Origin of the sequence: Gimesia chilikensis (assembly GCF_008329715.1) — a bacterium.
Taxonomy (GTDB): domain Bacteria; phylum Planctomycetota; class Planctomycetia; order Planctomycetales; family Planctomycetaceae; genus Gimesia; species Gimesia chilikensis.
Window position 1 is genome coordinate 331,127 of record NZ_VTSR01000007.1, and the last position, 13,457, is coordinate 344,583.

At 41.9% G+C, this 13,457-nt stretch carries 11 protein-coding genes; 3 read left to right on the forward strand and 8 right to left on the reverse strand.

What is annotated here, in order from left to right; genetic code table 11:
- Positions 1 to 120 precede the first annotated feature (120 nt).
- Positions 121 to 1,533 (reverse strand): DNA methyltransferase, encoded by a 1,413-nt coding sequence (locus tag FYZ48_RS11080; protein ID WP_149340305.1) that lies wholly within the window; start codon positions 1,531 to 1,533, stop codon positions 121 to 123.
- Between the two features lie 822 nt (positions 1,534 to 2,355).
- Between FYZ48_RS11080 and FYZ48_RS11085 the strand changes: the two genes are divergently transcribed.
- From FYZ48_RS11085 to FYZ48_RS11095, 3 genes are all read left to right on the forward strand, one after another.
- Positions 2,356 to 3,339, forward strand: a complete 984-nt coding sequence (locus FYZ48_RS11085; RefSeq protein WP_149340307.1) for a hypothetical protein — start codon at positions 2,356 to 2,358, stop codon at positions 3,337 to 3,339.
- A gap of 260 nt (positions 3,340 to 3,599) precedes the next feature.
- Entirely contained in the window at positions 3,600 to 4,202 is a 603-nt protein-coding gene (locus FYZ48_RS11090; protein WP_149340309.1) for a hypothetical protein, read from the forward strand.
- A complete protein-coding gene (locus tag FYZ48_RS11095; protein ID WP_149340312.1) occupies positions 4,186 to 4,527 on the forward strand; it encodes a hypothetical protein in 342 nt (113 codons plus the stop codon). Before FYZ48_RS11090 ends, FYZ48_RS11095 begins: the two co-directional genes overlap by 17 nt.
- Before the next feature lie 40 nt (positions 4,528 to 4,567).
- Here the strand turns inward: FYZ48_RS11095 and FYZ48_RS11100 are convergent, their stop codons facing one another.
- The 7 genes from FYZ48_RS11100 to FYZ48_RS11130 all read right to left on the reverse strand — a co-directional run bounded on the left by FYZ48_RS11100 (position 4,568) and on the right by FYZ48_RS11130 (position 12,820).
- The gene (locus tag FYZ48_RS11100; protein WP_149340314.1) at positions 4,568 to 5,947 is read right to left on the reverse strand and encodes a KAP family P-loop NTPase fold protein; all 1,380 of its coding nucleotides are present in this window, start codon (positions 5,945 to 5,947) and stop codon (positions 4,568 to 4,570) included.
- A gap of 616 nt (positions 5,948 to 6,563) precedes the next feature.
- Positions 6,564 to 8,087 (reverse strand): hypothetical protein, encoded by a 1,524-nt coding sequence (locus FYZ48_RS11105; protein ID WP_149340316.1) that lies wholly within the window; start codon positions 8,085 to 8,087, stop codon positions 6,564 to 6,566.
- A gap of 265 nt (positions 8,088 to 8,352) precedes the next feature.
- Positions 8,353 to 8,724: a hypothetical protein gene (locus tag FYZ48_RS11110; RefSeq protein WP_149340318.1), complete on the reverse strand. Its 372-nt coding sequence runs from the start codon at positions 8,722 to 8,724 to the stop codon at positions 8,353 to 8,355.
- 261 nt (positions 8,725 to 8,985) lie between these two features.
- A complete protein-coding gene (locus FYZ48_RS11115; protein ID WP_149340321.1) occupies positions 8,986 to 9,858 on the reverse strand; it encodes a hypothetical protein in 873 nt (290 codons plus the stop codon).
- A 186-nt stretch (positions 9,859 to 10,044) separates the two neighbouring features.
- The gene (locus FYZ48_RS11120; RefSeq protein ID WP_149340323.1) at positions 10,045 to 11,055 is read right to left on the reverse strand and encodes a hypothetical protein; all 1,011 of its coding nucleotides are present in this window, start codon (positions 11,053 to 11,055) and stop codon (positions 10,045 to 10,047) included.
- 447 nt (positions 11,056 to 11,502) lie between these two features.
- Positions 11,503 to 12,318: a hypothetical protein gene (locus FYZ48_RS11125; protein WP_149340325.1), complete on the reverse strand. Its 816-nt coding sequence runs from the start codon at positions 12,316 to 12,318 to the stop codon at positions 11,503 to 11,505.
- A gap of 109 nt (positions 12,319 to 12,427) precedes the next feature.
- On the reverse strand, positions 12,428 to 12,820 hold the full coding sequence (locus FYZ48_RS11130) for a hypothetical protein (RefSeq protein ID WP_149340327.1): 393 nt from the start codon (positions 12,818 to 12,820) through the stop codon (positions 12,428 to 12,430).
- Between the last annotated feature and the right edge of the window lie 637 nt (positions 12,821 to 13,457).

Sequence of the window (13,457 nt, forward strand, 5' to 3'; positions counted from 1 at the left end):
AGAGCTTGGTTCCGGCCAAGCTCTCTTTACGACACACATCCAGCACGAATTCCTTCTGAGCATCAAAACGCTTTACCTACAGTGATTTCCTACTGTGAACATATTTTCGAACCCAAACTCTCAGATGGCTGTTATGAGTCTGTAATCAATAGTCTGCTTGATTTCGTCTGATAGTTGATGAAACAGGTCTGAGGCCTCCCCGAAGGAAACGGAATAGATATGAGCCCAGTCCATGAGCATCTCGATTACGTTGGATCTACCAATATCAATCGCATCTTCGACGTACTCAGAGAGTGCTTGAGTCAGTTGAAGACGTTTCCTTCCCCTTGAAACACACTCTGCCTCAACATCACTACCGATGTATCTGCGGTATAAATTTCGACATGCTATTGCTGTTGTAAATCCCCCGCCGCATGGATCAACTACAAGATCGCCGGGAGATGAAAAATTATGTATTAGTTTCACCGCCTCATCTAAAGGCTGTTGCCAATGATGCCACGCTTTCTCTTTCGATTGAACATGGCTGACATCATTGAAACGACCTTTCAGAGTCGTTGCTCCTTTAGAGTAGACAAGTATTGGTTTCCAGTTCGAAGTGACTTTGTAACTACCCAGTGATAGTAGTGTTGCATCTCCTTTGTAATGCGACGATATTTCCCAACGATATGTGAGGTGCTGTCCCAACTTCTCCATGACCTCGGGAAGGTGATATTGACCGCTGTAAGTAATAAAAATGCCTCCTTCCACGAGGACACGCTCAGCAAATTCAGCAAGACTTTCAATTTCAGGAAGAAACTCTTTTCCATATGGGATGTCAGTACATATTAGATTGACTGATTCTGGTTCAATTCCTGCAATTATCTCCAGATCCTGAAATCGTGTGTGATACAGACGAATATCATCTTCATTCACTGGTGCCACCGATTCAATTTTTTCCTTACGTTTCTTAGCATTCCGGTTTCTTCTTGCTCGACGATTAGCGGTTACCATGTCATAAGTTTTGCCAGTGCAGCTATCAGGTAAGTCCCCAATAATCAGTATTGCCTTCTCTGCTTCCCTGTCAGAGTTTGTGATGATTTGATTCCGCTTTTTATTTCGTAATTTGCCATCTTTTCCACGAAGCTTTTCGAACTTGTCAATTTGACCAGTTGCCTCCAGATGCTCGCGAACACTAGCGACGGTATTTTTTGATACCCCAACAAGATCAGCTAAATTGTTGTTAGCGATCTGGGGATCTCGGAGCAGATATCCTTCGATAACCTTTCGTTTTTGGTTTTGGCTTAATTGGCGTCGATTGCAATTCAATGACAAAGCCAGTTCGTATTTTTCACTTTCGGAATCAAAATTACGCACTATCCGCGAACACTTAATCTTCAGTTCTTCACATGCACGTTGTCGATGAAAACCATCAACAGTTTCACCTGTCTGATCCACGATGATTGGATAGTTAAGGCCGTCGATCTCAATGGAATTTTTTAGTGTTTCGTACTCCTGCTCGTTCAGTGGAGGAAGAATTTGATATTTGGACTGCATTATGGCGGCCCCCCCTTTTCTCTCGATTAACTGGTGATTTTGTTGCCTCCCTCATCCTCCCCCTGATGTCTCTTTCCCTGTGAGGCAGCATTGTCTGAGAATGGGCTGAATGAATTGGTGCGATGAACTTCATCGCTACAGGACTATACAGACGAAAAAAATAATTGTTAAGCAATTATTTTGATCTCGCCAGAATATTGGTGGTGATAAGCTCCAGAAAAATAAGGCATTTAGATCATGCGAAAATATTTTGGGGCACTCATGAACGGCCTTAAAACCAGAATTAGGGCTGGCTGGCCCCAGATAAATCGATAGTAGGTCACTCGTAGGAAGTGTCAGATTTCGATTAATTATTTAATTGATTAAAAATGGTGGCTTTGTGGAAGGACTTGGTAACGATGATCGCTGCTATGCGTTGGTCACATTGACGGATTATGGTCCTAATCTCGATGGAGAGGCGGGAATGCACTTTTCGTTAAATTTATAAAACTCTTTTACAATGAAAAATTTCCGCTGTATAACAATTACATGACATCGAACTGATGATCTTTTCTGCTCTCAGAGCAGTGGTTTGCAATGGATATCGAGAATGGGAGCCGTTGTTTTTCAACGAGCTCCCCTGCCTCAGTTAGAAGTTTTGGACACAAAAAAAATTGCCCGAAACTCCCGGCTGACTAAAATGAAGCTTGAGCATCGTTAAAAATGCTCTTTCTGTTCCTTATAGAACAGTGGGTTGCAATTCCTTTTATCCCCGAGCGATTAACTGCGTAAAAGGTACGCACACGCTCCAGTCTCAAGTCTCATTAAAAAGGAAATGCACCAATGAGAGGAGCAAATATTCCAGAGGAAGCACGTCGTAACACTATTCGCACCTACTCCGAACTGCACCGAAAGTTTGATTTGTTTTTGAGCGGTCAAACCGGAAGCAGTCTACTCATTATTGCCCGTTCTGGCGTAGGCAAAAGTCACTATCTCAAGCAAAATGCAAACTGGCGGATTACACATTATCTGGAGGGCAATGCAAAGCCCCTAGATTCATATATTGAGCTCTATCAACACAGGCATAAGCTGATAATTCTTGATGACGCCGAATCACTATGGGCATCAAAAAATGGGCGTATTGTACTGAGGGAATTAACCGAAACCACTTTCCCCAAAACGATGTCATGGTCGAGTACAGTAAAGGATCTGGAAGCGACTTTAACGCCAAAAAAATATAAGACAAATAGTAAGGTATGTATCATCTGCAATTCATTTCGGTTCGGGCATTCAGATGAGACTGCTGCAATCATAGATCGATGTCAATGCTATTGTTTTGATCCAACCAATGAAGAAGTTGCGAGATATGTAGCTGAGTGGTTCTGGGATCAGATTGTTTTTGATTATGCCACATCTAATTTGCATGTAATCGACAATCTCTCCGCTCGTATGTTTGTCAGGGCGTGGGAGCGAAGGATAAAGCAGGATGAAAACTGGAGAAATGAGTTCCCTTTGCTATCAGGCGTCGATGCCATTGTGCAGCGGGTTTGCAAAGATCAAAATCTGACGACTGCCGTAGAAAGAGTAAATGAGTATCAGCGTATAGCAAAGCTCAACGAACTTCCTGCCAGTAGGGCGACTTTTATGAGGCACCAAAAGGAATTGAGAGAACGTGGAATGCTATCTTCCTGCCCTTCAGAATTAAGCCTTTCGGTCAAAGGTCGCCCCCCTGCCATCCCGATGGGGGTGGATGCTATTCTGGCGGAAATCGAAGCAGCCGAGTTGGAGCAAAAGTATTTTGGACAACTTCCTTTTCGTGAGACTTGAGACCTTACGATCCACCGAAGTAATCGTGGACTGTGTACTCTAAATCATTCTTGTCCCCGGAATACCGGATTTATGATCCAGAAATGATAAACGAAACCAGTGCACTGAGAACTGATTAATTTTATGAATATTGGTCATCAAAAATGATAGCCCAGATGAATCATTTCATCTGGGCTATTTATTTGCTTGGAACAAAAGAACAGTGTGGTTAAAATACTGTATCGTTCACGTTTCACAATCGAAAAACGAAAGGGCTTTAGATGTTAGAGCAGTTTGAGCTTGGGGGTTTACCGGCAGAAATCAGTTACTTATACAGAGTTGCTGAGAGTAAGGGAAATCATCCCTTTAGAAATATGGTAATAGATATTGAGCCTGTAAATTCACCCTCAACAGGCACACTGTCCGCTTTCCTGTTCGCGTCTGAGGATGAGGGTAAGCAATGGCTTGCCGATCATCCGCAATATTCAAAGCATCAGATTGAAACAACTTCAACGGATGTGTTTCAGATGGAGTTGGAAGACTTGAAAACAGACAGAAATATTGAGATTGAAAGTTTAACTTTGTGGCTCAAAGATCCTGAAAATGAATGGCATGAAGTAACCAAACCGCTGACAGATTTTTATGAGGCAGACGAAATGACAGAAAAAGAACAGTTGAAATCTAGTATGCTTGATGAGGTTCGTGATGAGTATACAGCATACATTGAGGGGCATGATTTGGAAGACGATGAACGGGCTTTGTCTGTTTGCATCCTCCAGATGGAGGACGATCTCAAAGAGTCACTGCAGAAGCATTATGCTAGTGAATTGGTCACTGAGTTACTGACTGAAATCAAAGCAGGGAAATATGACAGATACGTTTGATATTATCCGCCCAAGAATCAAAAGCCCTGATGATTCATTTCATCAGGGCTTTTTTAACAGATCACAAACAACATTGAACAGATTAGATATTCTCCTAAACTCGACTGACAACAAAGAAAACACAGTCAAAGCAACAGCCATTTCTGCTTGTGATGTTAAGCAGAATCTGATTGATTTAGATACTGAGTATGAGCATGTAAAAAGAATCGAAAGACAAACCACCTGTGTTGTGAAAGTGCATTACAACATTTGGCATTTTGAATCTGAGATGTTGATTTCCAAGAATTCAATAGAGGCAGAGGCAGTTCGTTTTGAGAGAAGATGAGAATATGGAGGAAGAATATCATTGGTATTCAGCTAGACTTTTAATTGAACCGAGAAGCTAATTCAATTCTTCCTCTGATATCATTTAGATTCCAATTCCTTGTTGAGTTTCGTAATCCATCATATGCATTAATAAAGGACTTCGCAAATTCTGATTCAGATGAGTTCTTTATTTCTTCATTCGTTTTGTTACTTATTTTGTGTTTGTATTGTGTGTAATCATTACTAAGCGTTGAACGTTTTGGGTTTTTAGTATAGCTCAAAATGGCAAAAATATATGCACCTATAGAGCTGAATCTTAGCTCATTCTGAGAGTCAATTTCTTGTAGCTTTTCGAATAAATTTCGAGCAGTCATGTTTCCAGAAAGATAACTATTATACCATTCCAAATTGCCGACCTTAATAATCGTGAGTAGTGCGATTATTGGACCTGCAAAATCATCCTTCTCTTTTTTAAGTGAAAAAGAAACTGCCATACGTGTAAAACATTGTTCTCTCGTTCTTAAAGTTAAGTTGAACAAGTCCGATAAGGTCGTAAAAACTTCTATGACTCGTCTTACTTCTGAATTGTTTTTAAGTGTCTTTTTGAAGTTGAACTTTTCAACTAAATGCTTTGTGAAAACATTAGGCTGTATTAGCGGTAATGAAAATTCTAAATCGATGAATCGCCTTAGATATTCATCAGAATTCATGCCCTGACCGTAGACTGCTCCCAAACTTATTCCTAGCTGTGATTTATCTAAAGAAAGAACAAATACAATCTTTTCAATATTAAATAAGTGTTTGATTCTTTCTAACAATTCAATCGCATATGTCGGCCTGCAACGATCTAACTCATCAACAAAGATTACGATGGTTTCTTTTTGCTCATCATCTTTCTGAGATACGAAGTCCAGTAAATCTGAGCGAAACTGTTGCAGCAATTCTTTCTCTTCAAGATAAGCATCAACTAGATTTACTGCTGATTCAGAAGCAGTATCTGCGAGTGCCTTTTCTGCTCCTGAATCCAAATCTAAGAGTCCATGCGTGGCAATTCTTGCTACTAATGGAACTCCTCTTTTGACGAGGGTAGATGTGATTCGTTTGACTTTATTGTAAGTGGGATTAGTGTCTTGTGATTCCACAGATAGGATTAAATTCTTGAATTCGCCAACAAATGAAATCAAAGGATCATCAGAAAAATCTGTTTCCCATGCATTGAAATAGAGACAACGAAATCCGTCTTTCTCAAAGACAGACTTTAACATTTTGACAAAGGTTGTTTTTCCTGTTCCCCAAGGTGAATCTATACCTAACACAAATGGTGCGTCTAATTGATTGATAAGTGACAAAATTGCTTCTGCTGATGGTTGCCGATTTAATGCATCGTTATCAAATGGTGATTCAGGACTAACCTCAATTGTTGAAAGTTTATATTTCATGGCATTTTTCTTTGTCTATTTTAAGAAAGCCTCTGTGAATCAGATTGACTCACAGAGGCTTTTAACGTGTCTGCCTCATGTTTGGTTCATTCATTCTGCTTTTTCTTTTACTTTGTGTCAAACAGGTTCTCAAGCCCTTCAATTACAATTGTGCAAAGTGTTTTGACCTGTTCGATGAGCAGTATCTGACCGTTTCTGGGACCTCTTCATTAGCGTGCATGAATGGAAATGAAGGTGGTGCCCTAAGAGATAGTCTTTACATTTCCAGAAAGTGAATAATTGGAAATCTGGAATCTGGACATCCACTTTGTCGGAACTTGTAATACTGACAAATGAAAGCCATTTGTCTGATCAACAATGCTGATTTATGAGAAATATACCCCATAGAACCTGTATCTCTTGATTCCGAGAGGGTCGATAAGGTGGCCGATTAGACATAATAGAATGGCCGATAAGGTTATTACAGATTTCAGAAATCCCTATTTTTAATGTAGCTTATGAAGTTGATCTCGAATCCCTTCGGTGGTGTCGTACAGGCAATACTTTGGGGAAAGGGTCTTTCGTATAAGAATTAACAGCCTAAGAAGAAAGCGAAATCGAATCTGAATATTGTGCTTTAGAATCCATACTGTTTCCCCAACCAAGCAACAGCTTCATCGAGCAGCGGGTGAATCTCACCCTCAACAATATTGTAATGCTTATCAGACACTGTTACATGAGTTTGTCCTAAATACATTTGCTCCAGACGTTCGGAATATTTCATACTGATGTTTGTGCTGCCTGTCTTTCTGACATATTTCAAGAGTTTACCATCAAAACCGTATTCCTTACGTATATCTTGCCAATTGCGGGATAGATTGTCATTTCGTTTAACAACTGACTCGCCATTCTCATTTACCTGAATACTTTCATTGATGATTCGATATTGTCGAAATCCAGTAAGTGCCCTGTCTGGACGTTTACAACGTTTCATTTCTTTTTTTAGTAGTTCGAGGGTTTTGGGCCAGAGCTTATAATTGACAATCGGTGGATTGTCATAGTTTTCAGCCTTGGTTCTGATTCTTATAATCCTACCAGCATCTAAATCAACTTCATCAGGTGTTAAATACTCAAGGTCAACCTGAGTAAAACCACAATTTAGCATCAACATCAAATAACACTGATACCGCTGTGGCAGAGGTTTCTCTTTATCAAATATCTTTATGAAATCTGCTTTTGTCCACAACTTGTCACGTTTGATTTCATGTTTCTTTTTCTTGTTCTGAGCAGCACGAAAACTCAAATTTCTATCGTCTATGTTTTTGGGTAGACTTTCTAATTTGCATGCGTCCTCCCTCCAGCAATAGCGAATAAAACTTTTTGCATAATTAAAATAATTGCCTTTGTTGTTGAAAGGCTGTTGTAGCAAATGCACATAAAAGTTTTTTATTGTCTCTGTTGTAATATCAACAACTAAAGAATCGTTGCCAATCCAATTGCGAAATTTGGCGAGTTTCTCGCGAGCATCCATTAGAGTTTTTATTCTGAGTTGTTCTGATTGTGCTTTTGCACTTTTGAGCCTCAAAAAATCCTCCGACCAATAACCAACAGTTTGAGGCAATCGTTTCGAGTCTGCAACAATTTGTGCTCTGTTGAGTCTTTCCTGCCATATGTCCGGCAGTTCGTATTGCTGGGAACCAAATAGAGTATACCCTGAGTCAGTCTTAACAAATTCAGAATAGAATTCTTTGTTTTTGGTACTGCGGGTGAAAGTCATGAAGGGCAGGCTCTCACACAGCTCAGGCTCCTTCAATTGCTCATCAATCCAGAGCAAAAACTTATCGACCTGAGCAGCAATTTTTCGGTCAGTAATGCTGTCTGCCCCGTGAGTATCAAACCAAGCCTGCACATCGGCAAACAGCTCTTTATGATGGTGGTAAGTTGCCGCGTTTGGTCTATCGTAGTCAATCTGAGCTTTGGTCTGTGCCCACTCAAGTAATGCAGCTTGATATCCTGCTTTGTTGATGGGATGTCTCAAGTAATAGACTTTGTGATTGTGTCTTTTTTTCCAGCAGTTACGGGCAGGGTATGCTTGCAACTCCAGTTTGATACCCTTTACTTTTTGGCGTTGTGCCCAATTGGTGGCCGTTTGGGTTGCCATGAATAAACCTATTGAATAGAGAGAATGAAGCAGAAACCAGAAGACACTGTATCCTCAGTTTGTATCCTTTTTTAGCTTATTTTAGTCCTCGGAGGATACGAGAATAGCTGTTTTCTGGTTAGAAAACGAAAAAACACACTCTCTCTTAATCAGTAGGTTCTAGGTTCGATTCCTAGCGGGGGCACTTCAAAAGCCGTAACTCAATAATGGGTTACGGCTTTTTTGTTTGTTAAAGGAATGAGATATCATTTCTCGTCCGCGAAAACTAATCTTCTCTCGACCGGACTTGTGACAAAGCTGAAAATAGCTTTGTCCAGGCTTCAGTAACTGTGGCGATTCGACGAGATTCCGCATCCATACGAATCGCTTCTGCTTTGGACCGGGTTATCTTTATACCTACTTCCCTGTCAACTGCTTCGGCGATCTTCTTCCGAGCATTCGCTTCGATGATCGAAAGATTTGCCTCCTTAACCCGCCTGATATCTGGAATGAACTTCAGATTTGTGTGTTCCAGAAGTATTTCAGCGAGAGATAGAACCCCCGCCAGAATGGATCGCGTATACAGGATCGGGGCTTCAAAGGAACGACGACAGTACTTTACTATAAATTCTGCAATAGATTTGAGAGTCTCAGGCATGTTGTGATCCCCTCCGCTCTGTAGACAACTTGTCGTCCGGGGACGCAATACAAATCCTTCCCAATCCCCAAAGGAAAACCGTTCTGAGTATCAAAGTACTCTGCCCTGTCGCATGTGCCATCTGATAAACTCCATTTCACTTTGCTGTGTGAATGACAATCGCACCGTATTTGATTGCCTTACGGAGTCTATATTAACGGCTAAAATGGAGTTGGTAGCTTTCAATGATGTAGATTCAACGCGTATTAAAAAATGCAACGCCTACGCAACGCCAGGCGCAACGCCGAGCGCTATTTCGTCCCACCTTTCAGGTGGAACTTCTTTTGCAACACTCTCCAAACATGGCTTGATTGTTTTGAGTTTCCAAATATGAACGTTGTTGTCACCCAAGAAATCTGGTTTCGGTTTGGGTTTGAACTTGTTCAATCTACGTTGCACCGTTGCTCTGTCGATCAAATCCTTTTCTTCCACATGGTCGAGCTTATGTTTATACCGAGTGATTTCTTCTCGTATCTGACGATTCGTTATCCATTTATCAGGCTCAGCATGACCAGAAACTGTTATTTTAAATCGCTTCATTCGCTCCCAATCAATGCGAGCCAGCAATAGCTGAGGATCTATGCTGTTGCGAATTACAACCCATTTATCCAAGACTTCAGGATAATGATTCATAAAATCATTAGCTAAACATTGCTGGAGAAATAAAGCTGCAGCATGGTGAGCACTGGTTCCAATCAATCGCAACGGCTTGCGAAGTGATAGGAGCGACAGTTCTTCTAGTGATTGCGGGTTAATATCTAATATGCAAATATCTGACACATTGGCAAATTCATGAAGGCATTTCATTAGGACTGAGACTACATCGAGCGCATCTTTCCTGGTTTCGTCCTCGACCTTTTGATCAATTGCTTCTATTTCAGCCTGTAAAATTTTATCCCTGAATGGCCTCATTTTTTTATTCGATCGCTTCTTATCGACGATTATCAAAGATGTCTCAATCAGTTGATTGAGTTTAATAGAAGCTTCCTTGATTTCGGCTTCCTTGGGCTGTGGAATATTTGTGATTTGTATTGGTGGGCTAATCTCAATAGAAGGATCACAATTGCTCACCTTCCTATTTGCTTTTTTCTTCATGGCGTTTCATCCTTTAAACACCGGGCTGGCTGTCGCTGCCGTGGCGGATGAAATGTGTACCACAGCAGAGACAACCGGCGGGAGCTACCCGCACCCGGAAAGCGTCTCTAAAATTCAGTAAAAACTGCGTCATTACTTGACACGTGTTACATTGATTCGCGGAGTGTCGGTCAAGCGTCAGATACATTAGCTTGAAGTATGCTGGCCGGATTTTAGTACTTGTGGCACAGATTTGCCCACGATCTCGATGAATTGAGAATTTGATTTGTTGTCTGTCTCAGGCGTACTTTCATAGCCAGTCGACCGATTTGCAAAAGCCGTATTAGCTGCTTGTAGCAAAATGGTATCTTTGACCTCTACGTCAGAACTACCGTTATAAAAAGTCTGAAATGTATCTAAGGCGCTGGCTCTGTGTTTATTTAATGTCTGGTTGTGTTTATGAGACTTATGATTTTTAGAGCACCAGGCAAGAGCAAACATCATAATCGAGAGCATTATTAACTTTGCAGAAATATAATGAATAGCTTCTCCGGGTGTTTTGGGATTATACTTTTCGATCGATAGGTAGTTGATTACCGCAAATAAAAGGGTTCCTCCAAAAACTAAGGCAGTTGCAGCGAACCAAGCATAAGAAAGGTTTCTATGCAAGTCTGATTGACTTTTGAATACTTTAGCATTTGCAGAAACGCCAGCAGATGCAGACAGTTCTTTAACCTCCACTAGTATGCCTTGGATTTCTGAAACAGTACTCTCTGCTTCAACCCTTGCTGCCTTTGCCGCTTCAAGTTCCTTGTCTCGTTCAAGGGGTTGTGAAGATATTATCAATAATGGGTAAGAGAGCTTTTTCATTAACACGTCATAAAAATTCAAGATATCATTTATGATCGTTTCACATCTTTCCTTGGGTTTCTCGCCGTCGATTTGATAGTTCTGTATGGTAATCACATAACTATTCAAATCATTAAGCGCCTCAAAAATATGTTTTAGATTGTCTGCACATATTCGTGATACATCTGCGTCGAAAAATGGTATAGCAAAATCAAACATATTTTTAAGAGTGGGAACGGCTATCTCAAAATTAATCGACTCAGACAAATCATCCCTTCTTCCAAGTGCAGATACATCAACATCCTTAAGGTCATTCGCAATTGTTTGAATTTGACCTATATAATTGTCTCGATCTTGTTGATTAGCCATTAAGAATTGCACCCTGTTCTAACATTGACTTTACAGCATAGAGGTAACAAGTTGACGGTTCATCAATATTTAAGCCTCACGACTTGGTGACTACTACGCAAACTACCACGAAAGCAGGCGTCCGCATGCCTTTTGCAATGTATTGTACTCAAGTTCAAATGTTTACGCAAAAGCGCTAAACACCTTGATACTCAATGTTTGGCATTCGGAAAACCTCTGGTTATTTGTGAGTTAAAAGACTCTTAATCAGTAGGTTCTAGGTTCGATTCCTAGCGGGGGCACTTCAAAAGCCGTAACTCAATAATGGGTTACGGCTTTTTTGCTACTCTGACTTAGTTTCTGACAGGGAGGGTGAAAATAAAAGGGTAAGGACTCTTAATAAAGAGACCAGACCCCTTTGTCTTTCTCCAAAAACCGCGTTATCGACCGCTCCCATTCATGGCGTGGTTAGCGGGCGTGCGTTTTCGGCCTCGAATCGCCAACATCTTTTTCGACCAGTTGCGTCAATTTGTCAACAAGCCGTTTTCGGTTTGGGCCATCCTTGGGTTCATTGCGGCAGCCGTCGACCAATGGATTTAATTCGTCGCGGACGTCGTACAGATTTATAAGGCTGTAAGCAGCCCGACCGGTGAAATCTTCTGAATCGCGGACGACCGAAAGCAGATGATTGACCGCATCATTATGATACCGTTCTGATTCGAGGAGTTGATCGGCCGCATCCAGCGCATCCCAAAACAGACCATTTGTCATTGCCGCGTGATAGGCATCTTCGGATTCGGCAATCTTGCCTTGTTTGAGATACCAACGAGCCGCAACGAGTTTTGCTTCGGATGTGGGTGACGCGAGGATAAGATCCAGCAGTTTCTGGCGATAGTCGGGTGACAATGATTCTTGATTTCGGCGCGAGACCCAGATCCGCACTTCGGGCCACGGGACAGAATCGACGTTTTGACTCGCGAATTGGGAGTATTCAGTTGATTGATTGGTGATAAGCATCCATGCCAGTTGGAAACGCAAGCCTGATTCAAGGTTGCTTTTGTATGCGGCGAACAAATCGATGTCGAGTTCTTCCGCTCGATCATGTGCGGCATTGCCTTGTTCCTCGCGTGGCATGCTGATCATTGAAGTGCTGAAGCCGACAAGATGCAGATCTCGCAGGAATTGGGCCTTGCGGTATTCAGCGTATGCGTACCAACCGAGGAAACACGCGACGGCGGCGAGCAGTGGAACGATGATGAGCAGTCGTCTTCGGTGGTGAATCATGAGAGGACTTTGGTCAGGAGAATAAAAGGGTCAGGACTCTTAATCTCGAGATCTGCCCTTTTGTCTATCTTCTATTGCTGTGTAAATCGTGTTTAATGCGACTGCTGGGTCAGTCTGAATCGTTTGATTTCGAGTCTTGAGTTCGACGGTCAATATTCCTTTGCGTACCTGATTTTTTTCGACCGGGGCGGACCCACGCAATGTCAGCATCAGAGGCTGCAGTCATCTGCGCATCACGTTCGCTGTCAGTTTCGAATCCGCCGATGGTTTTGAAGCCAGCATTGTTTCGTGGCTCGGTGAACATGTGATAGACCGTAACGCTGTCAGTTTTTCCATACAAGTAGTTCTGGGCGAGAGCGTCTGCGCCGCGAGCATCACCAACAACGAATGAATCGCCCCGAGTCAATGCATCGTCGATTGCGCGACGGTAGTGTTCATCGAACTCAGCGTCCGTGAGGCTAAGGTGGCCACTAATGAAATGAGTTGCTGAATTTGAGTGCATAGGGGCGTCTCTTGTAGCCGCATAAACTTGTTATTAACCTGAAAATAAAAGGGGGTAGGACTTTTAAAAAAGAGACCTGCCCCCTTTGTCTTTCCTTATCCTTCGATCCTTGATGCATCAGAACCGTGCCGTCGGTATGCTGCAATCTTAGAATTGTCATCCGCCCACGACGCCAATCGTTTCGCTTCTTCCTCAGTGATGAACATCATGAATCGATAATGTATGCTTAGCAGCTGGATCTTCCTGAGATTGCCTCCTCCAGGTGAATCCAGGATCATGATCGGCGAATCAGTGGATAGATTGATAACTTTGTTGTTCACACCGGGCAATACATGAAGTTCTATGGATTCGTACTTCGATACTTCAATCTTTCGTCGAAAACATTGACATAATATCGAGTACGCAATCATACATGTCATGATGATGGGGTGTAAGAAAGCAGGTTTCGCAGGGACTTTAGTGAGCCCCTGTAATACCAGCACCACGAGGAGACACCACATGTAAGTAATGAAGACGCGTTTCAACCAGGTGAATCGACCGCCAGGCGTCGCAATCAAAATGGGCTCTGAGAACGTGAATTCAGGTTCATTCAATTTTTAAGACTCTAGTTAGTTGGCAGGACAGATAATTACTTTTA